This is a genomic window from Halosolutus sp. DAT137, assembly GCF_059736405.1.
On sequence record NZ_JCAQID010000007.1, the window covers coordinates 624,796 to 648,765 of the forward strand.

The following is a 23,970-nucleotide window of genomic DNA, read 5'->3' on the forward strand; positions in this document are numbered from 1 at the left end:
GGCGACGGCCGTCCCGATGAGGACTTCCGATACGGTTTTGGACGGCCACAAAGAACGCACGAACAATGATCGATCGGAGCACGCTGCGCGAGAATCCCGAGGAGGTACGCGACGCGCTCGATAACCGCGGCGCTGACGTCGATCTCGACGAACTGCTCGACCTCGACGAACGCTGGCGGGAGCTGAAAGCCCGCGGGGACGAACTGCGCCACGACCGCAACCAGATCACCCAGAAGATCGGCAAACTCGTCGCCGACGGAGACGACGAGAAACGCGAAGAGGCGATCGGCCGATCGAAGGAGCTCAAACGAGAGATCGAGGACGTCGAGAGCGAGGCGACCGACCTCAAAACCGAACTCGACGAGCGGATGCTCGAGGTGCCCCAGATTCCCGACGAGAGCGTCCCGCTGGGCGTCGACGAGCGCCACAACGTCGAGGACCGCCGCTGGGGATTCGACGATCTCCGAGAGCTGCCCGCGGAGGTCACGCCACACTACGATCTCGGGGAGGATCTGGACATCATCGACGAGGCACGCGGCGCGAAGACGACCGGATCGGGCTTTTACTTCCTCAAAGGCGACGGAGCCCGGCTCGAACACGCGCTCGTCCAGTTCATGATGGAGATCCACCGGGAACAGGGGTACGTCGACCTCTTCCCGCCGATTCCGGTCTCGAGCGAGTCCATGCGGGGAACCGGCCAGCTCCCCAAGTTCGCCGACGACGCCTACCGACTCGGCGGCAGCAACGAGGAGGCCTACGAGGACGACGATCTCTGGCTCTGTCCGACGGCGGAAGTTCCGGTCACTAACATGTACGCCGACGAAATTCTGCTCAACGACGACCTCCCGCTGAAACACCAGGCGTACACTCCCAACTTCCGGCGCGAGGCCGGCGAGCACGGCACCGAGACGCGAGGTATCGTCCGCGTCCACCAGTTCAACAAGGTCGAACTCGTCAACTTCGTCGAGCCGGAGACGAGCTACGATCGACTCGAGAATCTCCTCGACGAAGCCGAGGAGGTACTCCGACAGCTCGGTCTCCCCTACCGCATCCTCGAACTCTGTACCGGCGATCTGACCTTCGCGAGCGCGAAGACCTACGACATCGAGGTCTGGGCACCCGGCGACGACATGGACGACGGTCCCGAGGAAGGTGGGCGCTGGCTCGAAGTCTCCTCGGCCTCGAACTTCGAGGACTTCCAGGCCCGCCGCGCCGGCCTTCGCTACCGCCCCGAACGCCACGAGTCGGCGGAGTACCTCCACACCCTCAACGCCTCGGGACTCGCGCTCCCGCGCGTGATGGTCGCCATCCTCGAGTACTACCAGAACGATGACGGCACCGTCACGATCCCCGAGGCCCTGCGGCCGTACATGGGCGGTCAGGAAACGATCGAGGGCCACGAGAAAGTCGGTGAGAGCGCACTCGGCGCGGGCGATCGGGAGTAGAACGGCTCGAACGCTGACAGGAGTCTCAGTATCGCCGTTTCTTCCGAGCACGCTGTACAGAACCGTCGGTCAGCCATCAGTACGCGACATAGTGGCACGGAGAGCCGCGGTGAGACGGGAACAGTGGCACGAATCCGGACCGCGGCTCTTCGGACGGGACGGTCCCGTCGTCGGTTAGTCCGCCGATCGGCGCTCGGCCGATCGAGGCTCGGTCACCCGCTGGTCGACAGTTCGGTTGGCAGTCGACTGCTCGGGTGGCGCTTGCGCTGGTGACGCTCGATCGGCTGAATTGAAGCGCGCAGCAAGCGCGAACACTCCCGCGTAGACAATGACGCTGACGACGACGGCGAGTGTCACCGAAAGGGGGAACAACACGGTGAGCGGTCCATCGAGTGCACCAGCGGTTCCGGTGCCCAGACAGACACCGACGAACGCCGATTTTGAGCCGACGCGTAATGGATCGAGACAGCGGGACGATCGGGGTCGATGGACGCTCACTGTGTATACCACAATAACCCCTCGAGTTAATAAAATTTGCTAATTTTATTTGTAGATATCATAATAAGACGGCGGTGGCCTGTCGTCGAGTGATCCGGCCGTTTCAGAGACGATCGGAGCCACACCCGACGCCGAGCGGTCAGACCGGAGCGACACCGCATCGGCGGGTACTTTTTCACCCACCCGGTGAAACGTCCTCGATACACGTGCCACGCTACTACGAGGACATCGACGTCGGAGAGTCAATCGACTGTGGCAGCTACGAGATCACGAAAGACGAGATTATCGAGTTCGCAACAAAGTACGATCCACAGCCGTTTCACACGGACGAGGAAGCCGCGAAAGATTCCTTTCTCGGCGGACTCGTCGCCAGCGGCTGGCAGACCGCCTGTCTGTGTATGCGCCAGAACGTCGAACACATGGGCGATCGACAGTTCGCAGGCGCACGCGGCGTGGACGATCTCCGGTGGATCCAGCCGCTCCGTCCGGGCGACACGCTCGCCGTTGAAACCGAAGTCGTCGCGAAAGAACCCAACGAGACGTACCCGTCGATCGGGAACGTGACGATGGAGACGATCGGCCGAAACCAGCGCGACGAACCGGTCATTTCCTATCGCGCGCTGGGGATGGTGGAGCGGCGGGATTCAGCCGAGTGACGTAGTAGTAGCGATTACGGATCCGAGCGGCGAGAGATGCGGTGAACGAAGTGAACCCGGGAAGAAAAACGGTCGTTAGATGTAGTCGATCGCTTCCGGCAGTTCGAGTTTCATGCCCTTGCGCTCGCGAATCTCCATGATCTGCTCGCGCTGGAGCGAGTCAGACATGACCTCGAAGCCGGCGTTTTCGGTGTTCCAGGAGGCACGACCCTCGGTCGCAGAGCGGATGTCGCTCGCGAAGCCGATCATCTCGCCGACTGGGGCGATCCCTTCGACGACCATGAGGTCGCCTTCCTGGTACATGTCGTCGACGCGGCCACGGCGACCCTGGATCTCGCCGGAGGCGGCACCCATGTGGTCGTTTGGCACGTCGATACGGACGTCCTGCATCGGTTCGAGCAGCTTGATCTTCCCGTCGATCAGTGCCTTGTGGAGCGCGTTTCGCGTCGCCGGGATGACCTGTGCCGGACCGCGGTGGATGGTGTCCTCGTGGAGTCGAGCGTCGTGCAGGCGGATGAGCGTCCCCTGAACCGGCTCGTTTGCCAGCGGACCGTTGTCGAGGGCTTCTTCGAGCCCTTCGATGACGAGTTCCATCGTCTCGTTCAAGTGCTGGATCCCCTTCGTGTCGTCGATGAGGATGTTCGTCCCGTGGATGTGCTCGACCTCCTGAGAGTCGTCTTTGCCCATCCCGGCGTCTTGCAAGGCTTCACGGCGTTCCTGTTCGGGCATATCCATCGACGCCTCGCCGAGTTTGATCGTGTCGACGAGTTCGTCCGACATCGGCTCGATCGAGATGTAAAAGCGGTTGTGACGGTTCGGCGAGATGCCTTCGACCTCGGCGCTTGCCTGCTGGGGCTGTTCGCGGAAGACGACGATCGGTTCACCGGTGTTGACCGGGATCCCCTGGTTCTTCTCGATACGCTGGGTGATGACCTCCAGGTGGAGTTCACCCTGTCCGGAGATCAGGTGCTCGCCGGTGTCTTCGTTGATCTCGATCTGGATCGTCGGGTCCTCCTTGGAGACCTGTCGCAGCGTCTCGATGAGCTTCGGCAGGTCGTCCATGGTCTGAGCCTCCACCGCCTTGGTGATGACTGGCTCGGAGATGTGTTCGATCGACTCGAACGGCGTCATCTCGACGCTCGAAACGGTCGAGCCGGCGATCGCATCTCTGAGTCCAGTGACGGCAGCGATGTTTCCGGCGGGGACCTGCTCGACTTCCTCGCGTTCGCCGCCCATGTAAATCCCGACGGACTGGACGCGGTTCTTGCCAGCGGTGCCGGAAACGTACAGTTCCTGGCCCTTCTCGAGCGAACCGGAGAAGACACGACCGGAGGCAATCTCGCCGGCGTGTGGGTCCATCGAGATGTCGGTGACCATGAAGACGACCTCGCCGTCCTCGTCGACGAGGCGCATCGTCTCCGCGAGTTCGGACTCGTCGTCGCCGCGCCAGATCCGCGGAATACGGCGGGGCTGGGCGTCGACGGGGTTGGGGAAGTGCTCACAGACCATGTCGAGAACGACGTCCGACAGCGGCGTCCGCTCGTGGAGTTCCTGGCGCTTGTCGTTGCGCTCCATCTCCATGATGTCGCCAAAGTCCATACCCGTACGCTGCATCGAGGGCATCGAGACGCCCCACTTGTAGAGTGCAGAGCCGAAGCCAACGGTGCCGTCTTCGACGGAGACGGTCCAGTCGTCGATGTCGTCCATGTCCTGGGTCATCCCGCGGATGAGTTCGTTGACGTCGTGGATGACCGACAGGAGGCGCTGTTGCATCTCTTCGGGACCTTCCTGCAGTTCCGAGATAAGACGGTCGACCTTGTTGATGAACAGGGTCGGCTTGACGCCTTCGCGGAGTGCCTGGCGGAGGACGGTCTCCGTCTGGGGCATGGCTCCTTCGACGGCGTCGACGACGACGAGCGCACCGTCGACGGCGCGCATCGCACGAGTCACGTCGCCACCGAAGTCGACGTGGCCCGGCGTGTCGATCAGGTTGATGAGGTGGTTGGTTCCCTCGTACTCGTGGGTCATCGAAACGTTCGCCGCGTCGATGGTGATCCCACGTTCCTGTTCGTCTTCCTCCGTGTCCATCGCGAGTTGCTCGCCGGCAGTCTCGTCGGAGATCATGCCGGCACCAGCGAGGAGATTGTCAGAAAGGGTCGTTTTTCCGTGGTCGACGTGAGCGGCGATGGCGATGTTCCGGATGTTCTCCGGTTCGTCCATCAGCCGTTCACACTCTTGGACGATCTTCTTGCGTCGGCCCATATAGTCCCCTTTACCGGTAGCGGGGTCAAAAGGGTGCTGTTTCGCATCCGGCGCGTCGTTTCGCCGGAGAGAACGCTCAAGACAGGTGAAACGGCGATCGTGCGTTTCGTCGTTCGCCGTATTCGCCGTATTCGCAGGATCTACCGCCCAAACAGTCAGTTTACGTGAGTGAATACCACGCAGATATCCGCGCCGACGATTCGATCGAACGAGGTGTTTCGATTCACTCGACGATCGAACGTACCGACGGTGCCGTGAGTTCGCCCTTCGACAGGGACGGTTCCGGTCTGTCAGCAGTAACATTGATCTGCAGCGATCAGGAGTCAACTATGACATGACCGGTGACTTCCTGATCGAGTGGACTCCCGGCCCGAAAATTCTTTCCGAAGAAACGCTCCCGGGGAATCGACGATCGAGCCAGACGCGACGGTTGACGTGCACTACGACCTCGATCACAGCGAAATGGCGATCGGTCACAGCGGCGGCGATGCGATTCCGGCGGCTCCCTCAGCTGTTGCGGTGCCCGACGGGACGATGCTGTAGAGGATCGAATGTCCATACCGATCCTACGAGGATTCGACTCGGTGACGTCACCTTCGTATCGAGCAGAGTATGGACTGCCGTCGGATATCCGGCATCCCCCGTCTCGTCGTCCAGGGGTGCAACGAACGACGGCTGATCGATCGTTGCCGTTGCCCTGACTCGATCGGAAGTCGGCACACCGCCTCGAGGATGGAGACGTTGTCATTGGCGCGCAAAGAGTAAACTTCGTCGGAACCTTGGTATCGATACGCATGAATATCCGCGTCCAGGGTCCCGGTCCTTCATCGCCGTTTCTCAGCGCCAGGGACCGCTTCGAGACCGAGCACGATCTCTCCCTCCCGGTTCTGGTCCAGTTACGAGACGACCCCGACGAACGGACCTGGGCCGGCCACCACGACGACCACCACGTGCTGAATATCTCGCGACAGGCCGCCTCCTCGGTGATGGCTCCAGAACTAATCCTCCACGAGTTCGCCCACATGGCCAGACACGAGCAGGACCATCCATCACACACGCAATCCACCGAGGAGGTTCTCTACCTGGCACTCGCCGGGAGATCCGTCGAACGGCGCAAACTCACCCATTGCTACCAGATCGCAAACCACATGAAAGACATCTACGCCGACGATATCACACTCTCCGTCGGCTCCGGAGAGAAACTCTGTTCGTTTCTCGAATCGAGTCTCGCGATGGCGGTCGCCGATCGACCCAACACGCCATCGCGGCCGGGATTAGAGCGTATCTCACCAGGTGCCGATCCCGAGATCACGGCGGTCAACGCGGCGTTTGCAGTGGCACTTGCGGAACGACACGATCTGGTTGAGGACGATCACCGATTGTACGACCTCGCACACGCGGCCGCGATGGACGCTCCACAGATCCCCTTCGACGAGTTCAAACGCCGGTTTCGGGAACTGGCACGCGAAACCGACTCGAGTCGGTACCGACAGGTGCTGGTCGAGGCGACCAGATCCTACGTCGCTGACAGGTCACAGCCAGCCGAGTAACGGCCCATACAGCGTCTTCTGCCAGCCAAAAATAGCGATCGGACTGGAAACACGGTTCCTCCCGACATCCGAACGCCCAACCGATCCGGGAAACGAATACCCAAACGTTTAATAATTGATACGCTGTACGGAAAGAACATACAATTGATGTTCTCGGCCAAGGAATGTGAGGAAGAATCGACGGACGAGGCGTTTGCTGAAGAGCTTTCTGAACTCAAACGACAGGGTGCAAGCGTTCTCGTCGTCGGCTCCGTCCGTTCCGAGCATCAGCGACTCACCACCTCCCGTCTCCTGGGACATGCAACCGACCGGATTCGACGCCGCGTCCTCGTTTCGACGACCGGAAACGGCTTCGATCGATCGATCACCCAGGAGTCGACCACAACCGGGCCGGCCCGGTTCGTCCACTACGAAAACCAGACCAGAAGCGCCGCCGTACAGCAGCCCGCATCAGGCGGTCACACGCAGCCATCGATCGACCACGAGTCGACCACGACCGACGAGGCGACGACCACCGTAGAAACGCTTGCCGACCTCGGCATCGAGCTTTCGAGTGCGATCGACACGTTCGAAGCCGATATCGACGGCTTCGACCCTGGCGAACTTCGCGTCGGCGTCGACTCCCTCTTGCCGCTACTGGACGACTACAGCACCGAACAGGTGTTCAAATTTATTCACCTGACCAACGGCCGCGTTACGGATGTCGACGGGATGATTCACTACCAACTCCCCGTCGAACGGGACGCCGACGTCGTTGCAGTACTGCAACCACTGTTCGACGTACTGATCGAACTCCGCGATCGAAACGGAACGACCGAGGAGCGCTGGTCTCTCCCCAGCAGTGGACACAGTTCGGGTTGGCTGACACTCTCCGGGACGTAACCGGAATTGTAGTTTCGCTCACGCCGTTTCTGATCGGCTCCAGAACACCTACACACCGCTTTGACTTCGTGCTCCAATGAAACCGAAATTCGAACCGATCGAAGATGGATTGGAGATTATCGATCCGATCGAGCGACATCGGTACCGACTGCTATCACCAGAAGCAGTAAAACTCACAACTGTCGATGAAGATCTGATTCGGTATCCTACTGATACAGCGGTGAAATTTGAATCAGGAGGAATCAGCCTTCCTAAAAACGATACAGTTCATGTTCGGGATAGGAAGGGGGAGATCATTGCAGAAGTGCGCCCAAATAAGCCGGTAACGCTCCCGAAGGGTAAGTACACTCTTGATCTCACAGTTTCCATGAAAATATATATACAGATCAATTGTGCTGTGCAAATATATTCTGACTCTGAGTCAACACATATTAATCTAGAAGAAGTCACCGACGTGATAGTTGGGGCGAGGTCATACCACAGACAGCCAGCAGCCACAATCACAACTACACTCGACCCAATCGATGTTATGAAAGCAGTCTCAGCATTTGGGTCAAGCCTGAAAACATTAACACCAGAAAGGTCGTATCCCACACTGCGCGGCCATCCACCGGTAATCAAACTTGGATCCGAATTAAGAATACCAAACAAGGTGGAAAATAGAAATTCAGAAATTCAAATAGAAATTCCAGTTGATTTGAGCTACATATATCAAGTGGCAACATTATCATACTATTTGGGTGCAAATATTGTACCTGGATCAAAAGCAAAAATAACGACCAGAGACGGATATTCATATGCACTTGGGGGAAACAATGATTTTGCAACCGAAGTTGAACAGGTGTTGAAACAGATATTTTTTTTAGATTGTATTGTCCGAACAGAGGGAATTACACCACTTCCTCTATACGAGCGGAAGATGATTGAAGAGGTCATGGAATGGGACATCGAAAGCGTATACGAAACCACACATTCAAAACGGTTAGAAAAGTATCTTCAAATACCGTTTTCCAATATAAAATCACATATTTCTGAATGGCGACTCAGAACCCAACTCACCCCATCGATAGAGTCAGTGAAATTTTTGCCATTCGTCGCTGATAATCTGTCTCTTATAAGTGTGGTAGATTCGAAGGAAAATTCTAGATCACAATCTCAACATATTAGTTCTGAAGCAATCGAGAGTTTTACGAGGGGATCTTCCTCTCAAAAGAAACAAGCTATTCGTGGTGAATCTCCAGATTTCATAAATGATATTCAAAACAAAGAACTGTCGATCGATCAAACCTGGCAAAGCAACAATTCTACTGCTATCAATAGTTCGACACCGATAGCTGCATTTCAAAACAGTATTGGTCGAACTCCTCGGAAAGGTCCAATTGATATTGAGCTAGTTTGCAATGACGCCAAAATGGAGAAAGAATTAAGAGCTGTAAACGGAGTCTATGGATTTCGAGAAGAGCTTTCTTTCGATATCACAGTTTATTACGACCTCAACAAAAAGGAACTTAAGGAAGTTATAAAAAGAGATAGTGATCTATTCCATTATATAGGACATATAGATAGAGGAGGATTCAGATGTTCAGATGGGAGGCTAAACGCATCCTCAATCAAAAAGGTTGGAGTGGAATGTTTTTTACTCAATGCATGTCAGTCCTATAATCAAGGTTTGTATCTAATCGAGGGTGGAAGCGTAGGAGGAATTGTAACTTATAGTGATGTCGTTAACAGTAACGCAGTTGATGTGGGAAGTATGATCGCCCGGTTACTGAATAGAGGTTTCTCATTATATGCAGCGCTCGACATTGTCCGTAGGGAAAATATAACTGGACAACAGTACTCTATTGTTGGTGACGGGACAACAACAATAGCACAGTCAGAAATGGGACACCCAATGGTTTGTACAGTACATACAGAAAATAAAAAAGGAATTTTTCATTTAGAAATTGGCACTTATCTCACAACCGGTTTGCAGAAAGGTAGTTTGTTCATTCCATATATTCAAGATAGTGAACGGTACTATCTTTCTCCAAAAAGAATTGGACCCTATACACTTACAAAATCTGAACTAGAGGAATTTTTCGAAATGGAGAATTTACCAGTAGTTATTGAAGACAAGGTTTACTGGTCTGAAGAAACGGTTCTACAGCAACTGAATTAGTTACGGTCCCGCGTAAGCGCCACCGGCAGCAACTGATCCTGCTTGTGAGAGTATAAGAAAGATAGTAAACAGTACGCCAATCATTCGTGGGTGGTTCTTCAGGTATTGGGTTAGGTCTGCCATGGTACACTTCAACTATGGAACCGTCTTGTATTGAATTTATTTTAATATATCTAATATAGCAACAATAGGATTATTCGTGTTTTGATCGATCAAAACCTATGGAATAATACAGCAGTCCCTCAAACCGAAAATCAGCGTCTCCATTGGAATGAAACCTTTGCAATACCCAAGTCGATTATTCGTCGAGCAATTGACGGAGTGCCCGATTGAATTCCTCAGTCGAAAATTTTGACCGGATTGCCGCGGCCTGGTTTTGCCTCTTTTTCAGTTTTTGAGTGACCGAGTAATACTGATCGCTTACATCAGCTTCTGAGTGCAATTCTGTTCGAAGGATCGCTCGCTCACTCGCTAATCGATAAATGTCATCCATTACGGTTTCATATTCTTTCTGTAATACCAATCTATTAATTGTTTCCCACAACGTCTGGTCTGAAATTGGTTGGACGAGAAATTCGTCGGCACCACGATTGATCGGATCACTGGTAGGCGTATCAGAAGTAATAGCAAGAATTTGTGTCTCCAGTGAACGGCAACTCATGATGTCCACTATCCCATGTGCATTTGGTGATTCAAGTTCCCAATCAAGAATCAACAGGTGATAGTTGTTATTCATTTGATTCAATATGGACTCTTGTGGATTGAAATGATCAACGGTAACATCTCCACAGCAGTGGTCCTGCTGTTGATCTGTTAGAGAAAAGGAGGGGTGAACAACAAAGACCTTGATAGTAGAGCTCGATATCACGTCTCGTGTCAGTACTGATTGGCAGATACTATTAAATGTGATTAGGAGAAAGAGGGGACTCCCTAACCATTGGTAACAAATATATGAACGAATACTGGAGGACGAGACCCTACAGTCTCGAGCACGCAGCAGTATTTTATCGTTGATCATGAATCCAGAATTTAAAGTAGACGGGAAAAACTTGGAGATAATAGACCCAATAGAGCAATACAGATATGTTATTCGAGCTTCTTCTGAGATCACAATAGAAAAAGAAAATAGAGATTCTTTAGGACATCCTGTTGATTCGGTCGTTAGAATTACTACCAATAGTATTACTCTTCCAAAACGAAACTCGGTCTATATTTTAAATAAAAAAGGAGATGTACTTACGCACGTACAACCGTCCCAAAGCAAAATTCTCCCACGAGACACGTATATATTGGATATATCGAGACTAGTGAAAATATACTTGTTAGTGGATAGTAAAATAAAGATCTCGTCTGATTTTGAACAGAGTTATATTGAGTTTGGGGAAGAGACTGAAATACGACTGGGTGCGAGGTCATATCATACACGGCCAGCAGAGACAATTACAACGACAGCACAGCCGACTGACGTGATGCGGGCGGTGTCAGCATTTGGTTCCGCGTTGAAAACGACTGCACCGGAGCAATCTTTCCCCACATTACGTGGGCACCCACCAAAAATCCGAATTGGCGATAAGCTCGATGTACCCAGCGGGATTAACGTTCCGGATACGGGAGTGAGAATCGAAATAAAACCAACATACGAGCATCTATTTTCGGTTACACCGTTAGCGTATTATATCGGTGCAGAGGTTACACAAGGTGAAAAACCACGACTCATTCTCCAGAATAAACAAGAGCACCATTTATCTAGTGGAATGGATTTCACAACAACTGTAAATAGATTGTTAAAAAAAGTGTTTTTTCTCGATTGCATCGTTAGAACCGAGGGAGGATGGCCGGGACCGTTGAAAGAAAAACAGATAGTTGAAAGTTCAATAAGTTTTGATATACCGACAGTCTATACGCAGTCAATCGGCGAAAGATTACAATCGTATCTAAAGGTTCCCTACTCAATAATTAAACCTCAATTAAACGACTGGAGATTGAAAGCACATATTAAACCAACTGCTGATCAGTGCCATTTTTTACCGTTTTTATCGTACGATCTTGCAACAATTCGTATCAAAGATACAAATAAAACACACATAGATACAGCAGTAGACCACACAGCGGATCGTTCAAGTAGCATTGAAGAGAGGCCCAGTTTAAATGAAAACGATAAAATTCCAGCAGTAAAGCAAATTTGGGACGGCAATGAGTCCGTCGTGAGAGCCACAACGCCCCTAACGGGATACTACAACCGAATCGGGAAGAGTCCGAATTCGGGCCCAATTAGTATAAGAATTATATGTAACGACGAAAAGATGCGAGAGGAATTAATTGAGGTGTATAATACATATAATCGTAAAGATCCTCTTCCAACAACCGTCACCGTTCATCATGATATAGATTCTTGTTCGTTAAGTAATATACTGAAGAAAGGTTGTGACTTCTTACACTATATTGGACACACAACTAAAAAAGGTTTTCAGTGTTCAGATGGGGTCGTGTCCGCCTCTGCACAGGATGATGTCAATGTGAAAGCATTTTTTCTTAATTCATGCGATACATTCAGACAAGGTTTAGAGCTGGTGAAATCAGGGTGTATGGGAGGAATCATAACACGGGAAGAGATAGATAATAGTGACGCAGTCAAAGTTGGTAGTTTAATAGCAAAGCTCTTGAATTTGGGATTTCCACTTTATGCCGCAATTCAGATTGCAAGGTTGAAGAACGACAACGGGCAGCTGTATCAGATCGTCGGGGACGGAGCAACGATTGTATCACAGCCAGAAGATGGTATCCCAAGATTTTGTGAATTATCATACGATAAAGGCGCTCTTTTTCTTAATGTCAAATCATATCTTAATGTCTCTCAGCAAAATGGAGGAATAAGTATACCTGACGAGCAGATTTGTGAAAGCTACCACATAGCGCCAAACACAATTAACAATCTCACACCCACGAGATCGCAAATAATCCAATTTTTCAACAACTGTAAGATGCCAGTTTTAAAAGATGGGGAAATCGTATGGAGTGATCAGGTCAAAACAAGTGAGCTCAAATAACATTCATCTGGTGAGCTATGCGCTCAACTTTCTTAGTATGTCGATAGCATACCACACTGGCGGTGGTGCAGAAGTCATCACAGACTCTGTACTTGCCAGTTCAATTTTACAAGCGATCTAATTTTCCATCTCCGAGCTACTGAGAAGATCAGCTGATTTCTCCCTGTTTATACGGCCAACTCAATTCAAGATTATACGAATTAGGCCTTGAGACGTATTCTGCCCCACCGCCTACCAAACTGGAAAACGGACTAAATAGATCTTAGCGTGCAGCCGCCGCAACGCGCTCTTTCTCTTCTTTCTGGCTCACTGCGTACGTCTGGACGTCGTAGTTCGCCGCGCCGATCAGTTGATTTGCGATCGCTTCCGAAACTGGCGTCGGGGTCTTGAACGAGTCGTTGTAGACGCCTTCTGCAAGGAATTTAAGCGACTGGTCGACCCGTCGCTGGGGAGCGACGTCGACGGCCTTCGGGACCGAGATCCCACCGTACTTCAGGCGGACGGTCTCCTCGCGTGGGGCTGCGTTCTCGACGGCCGTAACGAGCACCTGGATTGGATTTTCCTCGGTGCGTTCGTGGATGAGTTCGAAGGCCTCACGGACGTGGTTGAGCGACTGCTGTTTCTTGCCCGTATTCTCTTCGGTCTGCATCAGGCGATTGATGAACCGTTCGACGATCGAGATCTGGGACTTCTGGAACTGCTTGCTGGCGTGGCGACCGGCGGTGTGTGCGATCGGGGTCACCGTGATGTAGCGTTCGGTCGAGGGATCGCCGTACTCGATTTCGCCGAGTTCCCACGTGCCAAAGAGCTTGGCGCCGACGTCGGTTCCGCCTGCCGGGGCATCTGGGTCTGGTTGGTCTTCTGCAGCCATAATTATCGCACCGGTTTTTCTGCGTTTCCGCGAACCAGTTCCTTCAGGGCGACGCCGTTGACCTTGTCGACCTTGTAGTTGACACCGGAGAGGTCACCCATCGCGCGCCCCTTCGCCCCACCGATCCCGGCGATGGTGACTTCGTCGTGTTCGTCGATGAAGCTGATTGCGCCGTCACCGGGACAGAACGCGGTGACCTGCTTGCCGTTTTTGATCAGCTGGACTCGGACGCACTTTCGGATGGCCGAGTTGGGCTGTTTGGCTTCGATGCCGACCTTTTCGAGTACGATACCTCGTCCCTGCGGAGCGCCCTCGAGGGGGTCGGACTTCTCGCGAAGTCCACGGGCGCGGCGCGCGTAGTCCGAATCGGACCACCGCTGGTTCTGGCGGTCCTTCTTGAGCTTGCGCGCGGCGTACTTGCCGTTTGCCATAGTACCCGTCGCTATCCGTCGAAGGCACTTAAGCGACCCGTTTCGATCCGCCGTTACGGCCAGAGGTTCCTCGACAGGGGTCGATAAAGCGATCTGAGGCGTTTCTATCGACGCCCGGAGCGCGACGGAGAACGACGAATCGGCTCGTTGCGCCCGTCGTTTCCACTCCGGCAACGCTCCGAGCAAACTCTATAGTAGCCACTGAAAGACAGTGCACACCCGATCGCACGACGGCTGCGCGATCGGTGTGTGAACTAGTTTCAGTTGTTACGATAGTCCAGCACGCAACATCACGGAACGGACGCAGGCGTTCCTCAGGGTCAGTTTGGAGTGAGAAAAGAGGTCCCTCCGAACGAACCGCGAGAGCAGCCCGTCACGAGTGCTACACGCGGGACGAGAGACGGCCGTCGGCTCAGATCAGCTGTACGTCGTCGATCGCGAAGTGGCGCTCGGCAAGCGTTCGTGCGGCATCGATCGTCCGTCCGTTCGAGCCGATTGCGACCCCACGATCGTCGTCGGCGACTTCGACGTAGGCGACGGTGTCGTCGTTCTCGCTGATCGTCACGTTGTAGACGGCCGCCGGGGCGAGGGTGTTCGCGACGAACGTCTCCGGGTCGTCGGCGGCTTCGACGAGACGGACCTGGGCGTCGACGCGCTCTTCGAACCGTCGGACCGTCCGACCGCCGGGACCGATCGCATCGCCCATCTGGTCGCTCGAAACAACGATCAGGAGCCGCTCGGGCTGATCGCCGTCCCCGTCGGCCTCGTCGACGATGCAGTCCGTTCCATCGGTTCCGGTGACGTCCTCGAACTGCGCGAGGTACTGCCGTGCGTCGTCGTCTAACCGGACGGCCATCGATCAGTCGGCCTGTCGGCTGCTGGAACTCGTCGAACCCATCCGCAGGTCGACGTCGCCGGTTCCGAGCTTGATCGGCTTGCCGACGATGACGTTCTCCGTGACGCCCTGAAGTTTGTCGACTTCGCCGTGAATTGCGGCGTTCAGCAGGTGGTTGACCGTCACCTCGAACGCCGCGCGGGCGAGGACCGAATCCTTCGAACCCGAAATGCCGTGACGACCGATCGACTCGATCTCGCCGCGGTTGGTCATCATGTCCGCGACCAGCATCAGGTGACGAACGTTGACGTCATCGAGTCCCTGCTCGGCCAGCGTGTTGTTCGTCTCCTCGATGATGGCTTCGCGTGCGGCCTCGATGCCGAGGTTGCGGTGGATCTCGTGGATGTTGTTACACGTCGTCCGCGAGGCGTCGACGCCCTCGATTTCGAGTGCGTCACCGAAGGCCGATCCTTCGGTGTAGAGGACGAATTCCTCGCTGCCGTCGTCCATCTCTTCGCGGCGGATAACGACGCGGGAAACCTCTTCGATGCCTTTGAACGTGATATCGCGCAGTTCCTCGACGAGTTGGAGCAGGTCCCGGTAGGACGGCTCCTCGGGGCCGAACTGGATCGCGGTCCCCTGTTGGATCGTCTCGACGCCGAGGTTGTCCTCGATGATCTCGGCGACCTCCTCGGGCGTGATCATTCGTTCCTGGAGCGTGTCCTCGTTGAGAGAGATCTGGACGCGCATGTCCGCAACGTTCGTCGAGACGTCACCCAGCGCGAGGATTTTGGTCGCCTCGATCTTCCAGACGACCTCGTGGGCTTTCTCCCGTTCGGTGGCGTACTCGTCTTCCAGATGGACGGTCATCATCGGCGTATCCGGCGTCTTCCGGGCGTCGACCAGTTCGATAAGTCGGGGAAGCCCCTGGGTCACGTCGATCTCCGCGACCCCCGCGTAGTGGAACGTGTTCATCGTCAGCTGCGTTCCCGGTTCGCCGATCGACTGTGCCGAGACGGTCCCGACGGGGTCGAGCGGATCGACGCGGGTGTCGATGTAGCGGGTCTCGACGGCTTTCGCCAGGTCGTCGGCCTCCTGAACGGTGAACGGTCCGCGATTCTCAAGAGTCTCGTAGACAGTGTCCTTGAGCCGCCGGGGCAGATCGGTGTCTTCGACGACCGCGATCGTGTCGTCGTCGACGTCGTAGGCGACCTCAGTCATCGGAGGTCACCTCCGGGCTCTCGTAGAAACGACGATCGTCCGCCTTCTCCGAGAGGTTCGTCGGCTCGCGTTTCGTACTGAGGAACGCCGCTCGTTCCTCTTCGGAGGCGAACTCGGAGTCGAGGACGCGGTCTGCGATCGCTTCGACGTCGATGACGTTCTCGTCGCCGGAAGAGACCTTGACCGGCGAGGTGCCGTCCTCGCCAAACTCGAACTGGACGATCGTGTCCGAGGTGTCGCGGACGGTGCCGTCGTACTGGGTTTCGAGTTCGGAGAGAGCGTTGATCAGCCGGCGCTGGAGGTAGCCGGATTTGGAGGTCCGGACGGCGGTGTCGACCAGGCCCTCGCGGCCACCCATCGCGTGGAAGAAGAACTCCCGCGGGGTGAGGCCGCCGGTGTAGGAGTTTTGGACGAAGCCGTGAGCCTCGGCCGAAAGGTCGTTGGGCTTGTAGTGCGAAAGCGTCCGGTCCTCGTAGCCACGATTGATTCGTTCGCCCCGAACTGCCTGCTGGCCGACACAGCCGGCCATCTGGGTCAGGTTCAGCATCGACCCGCGAGCACCCGAACTGGCCATGACGACCGCCGGGTTGTCCTCCGCGAAGTGCTCTTCTGCGATGTTCCCCGCGTTGTCACGCGCGCGGCTAAGCGTCTGCATGATTTTCATCTCGAGGGTCTCATCGAGCGTTCGCCCTGGGAGGCTCTCGAGTTCGTCGCGTTTGTAGGCCTCAATCAGTTCCTCGACGCGATCGTTGGCGTCCGTGATCGTCTCGTCGATGCGAGCCTCCGCTTCCTCGGGAATCGTCTCGTCGTCGATCCCGATCGAGAACCCGAAGTGCATGATCGCACGCATCGCCAGCGTCGACACCTCGTTGATGAAGATCCGGGCGCGGGTGTTGCCGTAGACCTTCGCGATCGTGTCGACGATCTCGCCGCCGAACTCGCCAACTTCGTCTTCGGCAATGGTTCCCTGAAGAAGCTGGCCGTTCTCGACGACGACTTCGTCACCGACGGTCCCCGTAAACGCGAGGTCGAGGTCGTCGGGCAGCAGTTCGGAGAAGACGTCGTGCCCGGTCCAGAACGGCTCGCCCCCGTCGTCGATGCCGCTCGGTTCAGGCAGTTCGTCGATCCGGGTTGCACGGAGCAAGTCGAGCGCCTGCGTCTCGTTGAACCGCGGGTTATCGTGGGTCAGAAGATACATCCCGGAGATATGGTCCTGGATAGCGCCGATAATGTTCTCCCCGAAGCGGGGACTGAGCAACTGCTCCTGTACGCGCATGAGCACGCGCGCTTCCGCACGCGCCTCCTCGTTCTGGAGGGCGTGCATGTTCATCTCGTCGCCGTCGAAGTCGGCGTTGTACGGCGGACAGACGACGGTGTTCAGCCGGAACGTCTTGTAGGGCATGACCACGACTTCGTGGGCCATGATCGACATTCGGTGGAGCGACGGCTGCCGGTTGAAGATGACGATGTCGCCGTCGATGAGGTGTCGGTTGACCTCCCAGCCTGCATCGACCTTCTCGGCGAGTTGTTCGCAGTTCTTCTCGGTCACCTTCAGCCGACGACCGTCCGGTCGGCGGACGTAGTTCGCGCCGGGGTGGCCTTCTGGGCCGTTCGCGACGAACCGCCGGGCCTCCTCGACGTTGCGATCGGTGACGTTCATCGTCTGGGTCATCTCCGTCGCGACGCGGTCGGGCACGCCGACCTCGTTCAGACTAAGCGTCGGGTCCGGCGAGATGACGGTTCGGGCGGAGAAGTTGACGCGCTTCCCGGACAGCGAGCCGCGGAAGCGTCCCTCCTTGCCCTTGAGACGCTGGGAAAGCGTCTTGAGCGGCCGGCCGGAACGGTGGCGCGCCGGCGGCGTTCCCGAAATCTCGTTGTCCATGAACGTCGTCACGTGGTACTGCAGCAGTTCCCACAGGTCCTCGATGATCAGCTGTGGCGCACCAGCCTCGCGATTCTCCATGAACCGCTGGTTGATCCGGATGATGTCGACCAGCTTGTGAGTGAGGTCGTCCTCCGAGCGCTGGCCGTTGTCGAGCGTGATCGACGGCCGTGCGGTGACCGGCGGAACCGGAAGCACGGTGAGGATCATCCACTCGGGACGGGATCGCTCGGGATCGATTCCCAGAACTTCCATGTCCTCGTCGGGAATCGCCTCGAACCAGTCCCGGATATCACTCGGCATCAGCTTGTTCGTATCTTCCTCGGTGAGGTCGATATCGAGGGCCTTCTCGATCGCCTTGCGCTGTTCTTCTCGCGGACGGAACGATCCCGAGAGGATCTCGTTGATCCGCGTGAGGTCGATGTCGGTCTGCTCGGCGAGTTCGTCCGGCGTGGTTCGATCGATACCGGCCTCCTCGTCGCCCTGCATCGCGCCGGCGATGCGCTGGGAGTACTCGCTCGTGAGAACTTGCTGGACCTCGTAGTACGTCGTCGGCTTCTCGTGGTCGATATCGTACTGGATTTCGCCGCAGTGTGGACAGCGGTCCTTCTTGCGGGCTTGCCGGATCGCGGCCTTCGTCACGTCGTTCAGGTCCCGACCGAGTTTTCGGGACTCGTCGATCTGGTCGTAGAACTCCCCGCGTTCGTCTTCGGTGAGCAGGAGTCGCGAACACTCGCGACACGTGCCCCGAAGCAGTCGGCGGATGAGCTTCGTAAAGCCGACGTGGATGACCGGCGCGGCGAGTTCGATGTGGCCGAAGTGGCCGTTACACGACCCCGAGTGCTTCCCGCAGGTCTTGCACTCCAGACCGGGGTCGATGACGCCCAGCCGCGGGTCCATCAGCCCCATGTCGATCGGGAAGCCGTCGTCGTCGTAGGTGTCGGCCGTGATGATCTTCGTCGCGCTCATCTCCCGGTACTCCTCGGGCTCCATCAGCCCGAAGTTGATCGCTCCAATGTCTTTTGGTGTCCCGTTTTGCATGGTTTAGACAGCGTCCGCAAGTTCGAGTCGTGGCGCGATTCCCAGAGCCTTCATCTCGTCGAGCAAGAGCTTGAACGCGTAGCTCATCTCGATCTCGTGGATGTCGGTCTCCTCGTCACAGTTCGGACAGTACACCCGACGTTGTTCGACGTTCTCGACCGCGCTCATGCCACAGTTGCCACAGACGTGGATGAACTCGCGATCGGACTCGTCTAACAGTCGTTCCTTCAGCGTCATGGCCGCCCCGTGACCGATAAACACGTCCCGTTCCATCTCCCCGATACGAAGTCCGCCCTCGCGAGCGCGACCTTCCGTCGGCTGGCGCGTCAGCACCTGCACGGGGCCGCGCGATCGGGCGTGGAGCTTGTTCGAGACCATGTGGTAGAGTTTCTGGTAGAAGATGATCCCGACGAAGATTTCGGCGTCGATCTTCTCGCCGGTGACGCCGGAGTACATGGTCTCCTTGCCGGCGGAGTTGAAGCCGGCCTCCTCGAGTCCGCCGCGGAGTTCGGACTCGTCTTCTCCGAGGAACGGCGTCCCGTCGACGCGTCGCCCCTCCATCGCACCGAGTTTGCCGCCGATCATCTCGAGGATGTGCCCGACCGTCATCCGCGACGGCAACGCGTGAGGATTGACGACGAGGTCCGGCACGACGCCTTCCTCGGTGAAGGGCATGTCCTCCTGTGGTGCGAGGTGGCCCACGACACCCTTCTGGCCGTGGCGACTCGCGAACTTGTCCCCGAGTTCGGGAATTCGTTCGTCGCGGACGGACACTTTCGAGAGCTTCGAGCCGTCTTCGCCCTCCATGAGCGTGACGGTGTCGACGACGCCGCTCTCGCCCGATCGCATCGTCACCGACGTTTCACGTCGCTTCTGGGGCGAGAGACCACCCATATCGTCCGGCTCTTCGAGGAATCGCGGCGGCGAGGTCTTCCCGAGCAGGACGGAGTTCTCGTCGACCGTCGTCTCTGGGTTGACCAGCCCGTCTTCGTCCAGGTGATTGTACGCCTCCTCGCCGCGAGCCCCGCGGACGTCCTGGGACGGGATCTCGAAGCGGTCTTCCTGCCCGCCGGGATACCGTCGTTCCTCGCCCTCGTAGGTCCGGAAGAAATGCGATCGCGCGAGCGCGCGTTCGACGCTCGCCTTGTTCATAACGAGTGCGTCCTCGATGTTGAACCCCTCGTAGCTCATCACGGCGACGACGAAGTTCTGGGCCGCCGGTCGATCGTCGTACCCGATCTGTTCGGTCGTCTGGGTTTTCACCATCGATAGCTGCGGGTAGTGCAGCAGGTGCTGGCGCGTGTCCGGTCGAATCCGGTAGTTCGCACTCGGGAGGCCGAGTGACTGCTTGATCATCCCTGCGCCCATCGTAATGCGGGGTGAGGCGTTGTGTTCAGGGTACGGAATCATCCCCGCACCGATCGAAAAGATCAGCGACGGGTCGATCTCGAGGTGGGTGTGGTCGACAGTGAGGTCCTCCTCGTCGACGCCGACGAGGATGTCCTCTTCCTCCTCGGCGTCGATGAACTCGATGTAGCCGTGATCGACGAGGTCCTCGAATTCGAGGTCGCCGCCGCGGAGTGCTTCGAGTTCCTGCTCGGAGATGCGCGGTTCGCCGTCCTCGACGACCAGCAGCGGTCGACGGGCCCGGCCCGCGTCCGCGTTGACGATCACTTCGCGCGTTCGATCCTTGACCGAGACGTTGACCATCTCGCTAACGTCCCCGATGCGTCGTGCTTCCCGGATCTGTTCGGCCAGTTCGTGCGGATCGGGATGTGTCCCCACCAGCGATCCGTTGACGTACACCTTGGCTTCTCGTTGTTGGCTGCTCATTGTATGTTAGTCGTCCGCCGTCGATCGCTCGATGCCTTCGAGGCCCGGAATTCCCTGGACCCCCATCGATGCCAGTTCCCGTTTGAGTGCCTGTTCGTCCTCGACGTTCTGTGAGAGCTCCATCGACTGCGCGAAGTTCTTCACCAGCCCACAGTTGGGCCCTTCCGGCGTCTCGGATGGCCCGATACGACCCCACTGGGTCGCGTGCAGGTCCCGCGCCTCGAAGTGGGGCTGGGAGCGACTGAGCGGCGATCGAAGTCGGCGCAGGTGCGAAAGCACACCCATGAAGTCCGTTCGATCGACGAGCTGGCTCACACCGGAGCGGCCACCGACCCAGTTGCCCGTCGCGATCGGGTGCTCAAGACGCTCGGTCAGCACGTCAGACCGAACGACCGTGTTCACCGAGAGGTTTCGGTTGCGCATGTTCGCGCGCTCGAGCTGGTACTTCACGTCCCGTGCCAGCTTGTTGAGTGCGGTCCGGAACAGGTCTTTCATCAGGTCACCCGAGACCTTCAGGCGCTTGTTCGCGTAGTGGTCCTTGTCGTCGGAGTCGCGTCGACCAAGTGCGAGTTCGAAGCAGGCTTCGGCCATCCGACAGAGGTAGTGAGCCTTGTTGATCCGGACGTCTTCCTCCTCGACGCCCTCCTCGTGGAGGTGTGGTAGGAGGTAGCGATCGATGACGTAGTTCGCACGTTTGAGCTGGTAGTTTTTCCCCTGGCCCGAGGCGACGCGTTTTCCGAGGGCCTCGATCGCCCCTTCCTCGGTCTGGACCTCGGCGGCTTCGAGGTTTTCGAGCATGTACTTGACGACCTCCGGGTCGTTCGAGACCTTGTGGACGATCTCCTCGTCGCTTTCGAGACCGAGTGCGCGAACGAGCGTGACGAAGTTGATCGAACCCGAAACGGAGGGGAACGACACCTCGAGCAGGCCGTCCCGCGTCCGCTCACAGAGTACCAGCGCGCGGTAACCACGGCGCTGGGAGAAGGTCTTTGCGACCTGAATCTCGTCGCCGTACTTGGTGTCGTACTCCGCCAGGATCTTGTTCGGGGCGAGGTCCTCGCTGGTCATCAGCACCCGCTCTGAGCCGTTGACGATGAAGTAGCCGCCGGGGTCGGCGGGGTCTTCACCGATCTCGATGAGTTCCTGGTCGGAGAAGCCGGCGATGTTACATTTCTCGGAGCCGACCATGATCGGCATCCGGCCGATTTTCGTTTCCGTCGAGTCGACGACTCGCTCTTCACCTTCCTCGCCTTTGACGATCGACATCTCCATGAACACCGGTGCGGAGTAGGTGATGTTCCGGAGACGAGCCTCCTGTGGGTAGAGCAGTTCTTCGGAGCCGTCGGCTTCCCGAACGCGGGGCGTCACGACGCGGACATCGCCGAGTTCGACGTGGACGGGTTCTTCGCCTTCTTTGTCGCCGATGTCGGTGTCGATGGTCTCCTTTTCGTTGACGACCTCCTGCATACCTCGGTTCAGGAAGGCGTTGAACGATCGGTAGTGGTGTTCGGCGATTCGTTCCTTCGAGAAGTACTCGCGCGAGATTTCTCGGCGTTCCTCGCGGTTCAGTTCCAGTGTCATTTATTCTACCACAAGTCGGTATACGATCGCCTGATCGGTCGTGCGGGAGTTCCGGACGATTTTGATGACGTCGCCGGTTTCGGCGTCGTCAGGCAGGGCGGGATCGGTGCGTTTGATTTTGGGCAGGTCTGTGCGGTCGATGTCGTACTCGGAGAGCACGTTCTCGAGCGTCTCCTCATCGAGAACGGTGTGATCCGGGACGAGTTCGTGTTGGCTTACGTCTACCATGTGTTGGTATTGATGTGCGTGTGGGCTATCGGGAGAGAAGCGGCTGTCACGAGATACTACAGGTGGGTATCGGTGGCAGGCAGTTAAGGGTTACTAACTCGACCCAGAAGCGGGGCTATCCGGTCGGGCAGACCTGACCGGGATCGACTGTCACATACATCAGTATCCGGTTATCAGTTAAATCCCTTGTGGGTCGTGGGGACTGATGACACGGACGGGGCGTTACGAGGGGGCGATCGTGGCCCGATTCACCGTACCACGGCGTGTTCGATTGGAAAGTCTTAATACTCTCACCGGGATACGATGAGTTACAAGCCCGGGTGGTGTAGTGGCCTATCATACAACCCTGTCACGGTTGTGACGCGGGTTCAAATCCCGCCTCGGGCGCTTTTCCAGAACCAAACCGACGAGCGAAGCGAGTCGCTGGTTCTGGAAAACGGGGACTGAGGGATTTGAATCATACTGAGGTTCTGCGAGCCTGGGCGAGCAGGTTCTCAGTTCAGGTTCAAATCCCGCCTCGGGCGTATTTCTGTCGCGAACAACTTCGTGAGCGACCAATTCGTATCGAGCGTGAGTAAAGATCTCTCAGCGAAGTATCCGGAATCGGTGGAGAACAAAACCCTTATCAGTTCGACGGGGGAACGGAGTATTACAGGTTGCCCGGGTGGTGTAGTGGCCCATCATACAACCCTGTCACGGTTGTGACGCGGGTTCAAATCCCGCCTCGGGCGCTTTTCCAGAACCAAACCGACGAGCGAAGCGAGTCGCTGGTTCTGGAAAACGGGGACTGAGGGATTTGAATCATACTGAGGTTCTGCGAGCCTGGGCGAGCAGGTTCTCAGTTCAGGTTCAAATCCCGCCTCGGGCGTATTTCTGTCGCGAACAAGTCCGTGAGCGATGAGATCGCATCGAGCGGGATTTGAAAGACGGAACGAACGAACGCAGTGAGCGATATTCAGGTGGTTCAAATCCCGCTTCGGGCGCTTCTTCCGTTACTTCGCAAATCGCGCAGAGCACACCAAACCGAGAGCTCACACTACGATCAACAATCAAGTCGCAGCGAACTCACCAGTCACAGTGAGTTTTTCTTGGAAAAGGAGGTTACAGATGAGTAGTTTATGTCTAGCACAAAGCGCACTGGTGACGAGACAGAGGCGAAGGTCATCGCAGCACTCGTTACGCGCGGCTATACGGTATCGATCCCCTTCGGTGACAACGACAAATACGATCTCATCGCTGACAACGGCGAGACCCTGTGGCGAGTCCAGTGTAAAACCGCGTGGCAAAACAAACCCGAGACGATTCGTTTCAACACGCACTCACAAACAACGAAAGAGGGATTGTATCACGAACAAACGTACGATGGGGAAATTGACGCGTTTCTGGTGAGAGACCCGAATCGAGAGCAATTGTACTGTATTCCGGTTGAAGACGCGACGACACAGAAGATGGAGCTACGGTTCGATGCCAGTATCGACCACCCATCAATCAACTGGGCGTCTGAATACGAGTTCGAAGGACAGATTCGGTGAATCGACGACGTTCA

The 23,970-nt window shown here is 56.5% G+C and carries 19 protein-coding genes and 2 tRNA genes; 9 read left to right on the forward strand and 12 right to left on the reverse strand.

What is annotated here, in order from left to right; translation table 11 throughout:
* The first annotated feature begins 65 nt into the window (after positions 1–65).
* On the forward strand, positions 66–1,445 hold the full coding sequence (gene serS, locus AC6I6L_RS12785) for a serine--tRNA ligase (RefSeq protein ID WP_497918141.1): 1,380 nt from the start codon (positions 66–68) through the stop codon (positions 1,443–1,445).
* 174 nt (positions 1,446–1,619) lie between these two features.
* Here the strand turns inward: serS and AC6I6L_RS12790 are convergent, their stop codons facing one another.
* Positions 1,620–1,943, reverse strand: a complete 324-nt coding sequence (locus AC6I6L_RS12790; protein WP_497918142.1) for a hypothetical protein — start codon at positions 1,941–1,943, stop codon at positions 1,620–1,622.
* A gap of 206 nt (positions 1,944–2,149) precedes the next feature.
* On the opposite strand from AC6I6L_RS12790, the gene AC6I6L_RS12795 reads away from it, so the two are divergent.
* A complete protein-coding gene (locus tag AC6I6L_RS12795; RefSeq protein ID WP_497918143.1) occupies positions 2,150–2,599 on the forward strand; it encodes a MaoC family dehydratase in 450 nt (149 codons plus the stop codon).
* 75 nt (positions 2,600–2,674) lie between these two features.
* Here the strand turns inward: AC6I6L_RS12795 and AC6I6L_RS12800 are convergent, their stop codons facing one another.
* Positions 2,675–4,861 (reverse strand): elongation factor EF-2, encoded by a 2,187-nt coding sequence (locus tag AC6I6L_RS12800; protein WP_497918144.1) that lies wholly within the window; start codon positions 4,859–4,861, stop codon positions 2,675–2,677.
* Between the two features lie 794 nt (positions 4,862–5,655).
* Between AC6I6L_RS12800 and AC6I6L_RS12805 the strand changes: the two genes are divergently transcribed.
* From AC6I6L_RS12805 to AC6I6L_RS12815, 3 genes are all read left to right on the forward strand, one after another.
* On the forward strand, positions 5,656–6,411 hold the full coding sequence (locus tag AC6I6L_RS12805) for a DUF5781 family protein (protein ID WP_497918145.1): 756 nt from the start codon (positions 5,656–5,658) through the stop codon (positions 6,409–6,411).
* Positions 6,412–6,558: 147 nt separating this feature from the next.
* Complete coding sequence (locus AC6I6L_RS12810; RefSeq protein ID WP_497918146.1) at positions 6,559–7,293, forward strand: DUF7504 family protein; 735 nt, start codon at positions 6,559–6,561, stop codon at positions 7,291–7,293.
* Positions 7,294–7,369: 76 nt separating this feature from the next.
* Complete coding sequence (locus tag AC6I6L_RS12815; protein WP_497918147.1) at positions 7,370–9,454, forward strand: hypothetical protein; 2,085 nt, start codon at positions 7,370–7,372, stop codon at positions 9,452–9,454.
* Here the strand turns inward: AC6I6L_RS12815 and AC6I6L_RS12820 are convergent, their stop codons facing one another.
* Positions 9,455–9,577 carry a DUF7503 family protein gene (locus tag AC6I6L_RS12820; protein WP_497918148.1) on the reverse strand — a complete coding sequence of 41 codons (123 nt, stop codon included), beginning with the start codon at positions 9,575–9,577 and terminating at the stop codon, positions 9,455–9,457.
* Positions 9,578–9,752: 175 nt separating this feature from the next.
* A complete protein-coding gene (locus AC6I6L_RS12825; protein WP_497918149.1) occupies positions 9,753–10,322 on the reverse strand; it encodes a response regulator receiver protein in 570 nt (189 codons plus the stop codon).
* 148 nt (positions 10,323–10,470) lie between these two features.
* On the opposite strand from AC6I6L_RS12825, the gene AC6I6L_RS12830 reads away from it, so the two are divergent.
* Positions 10,471–12,501, forward strand: a complete 2,031-nt coding sequence (locus AC6I6L_RS12830) for a hypothetical protein (protein ID WP_497918150.1) — start codon at positions 10,471–10,473, stop codon at positions 12,499–12,501.
* 262 nt (positions 12,502–12,763) lie between these two features.
* Here the strand turns inward: AC6I6L_RS12830 and AC6I6L_RS12835 are convergent, their stop codons facing one another.
* The 8 genes from AC6I6L_RS12835 to AC6I6L_RS12870 all read right to left on the reverse strand — a co-directional run bounded on the left by AC6I6L_RS12835 (position 12,764) and on the right by AC6I6L_RS12870 (position 22,424).
* Complete coding sequence (locus AC6I6L_RS12835) at positions 12,764–13,372, reverse strand: 30S ribosomal protein S7 (protein ID WP_497918151.1); 609 nt, start codon at positions 13,370–13,372, stop codon at positions 12,764–12,766.
* Positions 13,373–13,374: 2 nt separating this feature from the next.
* A complete protein-coding gene (locus AC6I6L_RS12840) occupies positions 13,375–13,803 on the reverse strand; it encodes a 30S ribosomal protein S12 (RefSeq protein WP_005580585.1) in 429 nt (142 codons plus the stop codon).
* A 412-nt stretch (positions 13,804–14,215) separates the two neighbouring features.
* Positions 14,216–14,659, reverse strand: a complete 444-nt coding sequence (locus AC6I6L_RS12845) for a NusA-like transcription termination signal-binding factor (protein WP_497918152.1) — start codon at positions 14,657–14,659, stop codon at positions 14,216–14,218.
* A gap of 3 nt (positions 14,660–14,662) precedes the next feature.
* The gene (gene rpoA2 / locus AC6I6L_RS12850) at positions 14,663–15,859 is read right to left on the reverse strand and encodes a DNA-directed RNA polymerase subunit A'' (protein ID WP_497918153.1); all 1,197 of its coding nucleotides are present in this window, start codon (positions 15,857–15,859) and stop codon (positions 14,663–14,665) included.
* Positions 15,852–18,782, reverse strand: coding sequence for a DNA-directed RNA polymerase subunit A' (locus tag AC6I6L_RS12855; RefSeq protein WP_497918154.1), 2,931 nt, complete (start codon positions 18,780–18,782; stop codon positions 15,852–15,854). The genes rpoA2 and AC6I6L_RS12855 overlap by 8 nt, the downstream gene beginning before the upstream one ends.
* A 3-nt stretch (positions 18,783–18,785) precedes the next feature.
* Positions 18,786–20,615, reverse strand: a complete 1,830-nt coding sequence (gene rpoB / locus AC6I6L_RS12860; RefSeq protein ID WP_497918155.1) for a DNA-directed RNA polymerase subunit B — start codon at positions 20,613–20,615, stop codon at positions 18,786–18,788.
* 6 nt (positions 20,616–20,621) lie between these two features.
* Positions 20,622–22,196: a DNA-directed RNA polymerase subunit B'' gene (locus AC6I6L_RS12865; RefSeq protein ID WP_497918156.1), complete on the reverse strand. Its 1,575-nt coding sequence runs from the start codon at positions 22,194–22,196 to the stop codon at positions 20,622–20,624.
* The gene (locus AC6I6L_RS12870; RefSeq protein WP_497918157.1) at positions 22,197–22,424 is read right to left on the reverse strand and encodes a DNA-directed RNA polymerase subunit H; all 228 of its coding nucleotides are present in this window, start codon (positions 22,422–22,424) and stop codon (positions 22,197–22,199) included.
* A 314-nt stretch (positions 22,425–22,738) separates the two neighbouring features.
* Between AC6I6L_RS12870 and AC6I6L_RS12875 the strand changes: the two genes are divergently transcribed.
* The 3 genes from AC6I6L_RS12875 (at position 22,739) to AC6I6L_RS12885 (ending at position 23,956) form a co-directional block, all read left to right on the forward strand.
* A tRNA-Asp gene (locus tag AC6I6L_RS12875) sits at positions 22,739–22,811 on the forward strand.
* Positions 22,812–23,082: 271 nt separating this feature from the next.
* Positions 23,083–23,155, forward strand: a tRNA-Asp gene (locus tag AC6I6L_RS12880).
* A gap of 387 nt (positions 23,156–23,542) precedes the next feature.
* Positions 23,543–23,956 (forward strand): group I intron-associated PD-(D/E)XK endonuclease, encoded by a 414-nt coding sequence (locus AC6I6L_RS12885; protein WP_497918158.1) that lies wholly within the window; start codon positions 23,543–23,545, stop codon positions 23,954–23,956.
* Positions 23,957–23,970 lie beyond the last annotated feature (14 nt).

Bases quoted from the DNA above. Each gene is read 5' to 3' on its own strand.
- AC6I6L_RS12830 (WP_497918150.1), top strand. From the start codon at position 10,471: ATGAATCCAGAATTTAAAGTAGACGGGAAAAACTTGGAGATAATAGAC.
- AC6I6L_RS12845 (WP_497918152.1), bottom strand. From the start codon at position 14,659: ATGGCCGTCCGGTTAGACGACGACGCACGGCAGTACCTCGCGCAGTTC.
- AC6I6L_RS12855 (WP_497918154.1), bottom strand. From the start codon at position 18,782: ATGCAAAACGGGACACCAAAAGACATTGGAGCGATCAACTTCGGGCTG.
- AC6I6L_RS12840 (WP_005580585.1), bottom strand. From the start codon at position 13,803: ATGGCAAACGGCAAGTACGCCGCGCGCAAGCTCAAGAAGGACCGCCAG.
- rpoB (WP_497918155.1), bottom strand. From the start codon at position 20,615: ATGAGCAGCCAACAACGAGAAGCCAAGGTGTACGTCAACGGATCGCTG.
- AC6I6L_RS12810 (WP_497918146.1), top strand. From the start codon at position 6,559: ATGTTCTCGGCCAAGGAATGTGAGGAAGAATCGACGGACGAGGCGTTT.
- AC6I6L_RS12885 (WP_497918158.1), top strand. From the start codon at position 23,543: ATGTCTAGCACAAAGCGCACTGGTGACGAGACAGAGGCGAAGGTCATC.
- AC6I6L_RS12865 (WP_497918156.1), bottom strand. From the start codon at position 22,196: ATGACACTGGAACTGAACCGCGAGGAACGCCGAGAAATCTCGCGCGAG.
- AC6I6L_RS12805 (WP_497918145.1), top strand. From the start codon at position 5,656: ATGAATATCCGCGTCCAGGGTCCCGGTCCTTCATCGCCGTTTCTCAGC.
- AC6I6L_RS12820 (WP_497918148.1), bottom strand. From the start codon at position 9,577: ATGGCAGACCTAACCCAATACCTGAAGAACCACCCACGAATGATTGGC.
- serS (WP_497918141.1), top strand. From the start codon at position 66: ATGATCGATCGGAGCACGCTGCGCGAGAATCCCGAGGAGGTACGCGAC.
- AC6I6L_RS12870 (WP_497918157.1), bottom strand. From the start codon at position 22,424: ATGGTAGACGTAAGCCAACACGAACTCGTCCCGGATCACACCGTTCTC.
- AC6I6L_RS12835 (WP_497918151.1), bottom strand. From the start codon at position 13,372: ATGGCTGCAGAAGACCAACCAGACCCAGATGCCCCGGCAGGCGGAACC.
- AC6I6L_RS12800 (WP_497918144.1), bottom strand. From the start codon at position 4,861: ATGGGCCGACGCAAGAAGATCGTCCAAGAGTGTGAACGGCTGATGGAC.
- rpoA2 (WP_497918153.1), bottom strand. From the start codon at position 15,859: ATGACTGAGGTCGCCTACGACGTCGACGACGACACGATCGCGGTCGTC.
- AC6I6L_RS12815 (WP_497918147.1), top strand. From the start codon at position 7,370: ATGAAACCGAAATTCGAACCGATCGAAGATGGATTGGAGATTATCGAT.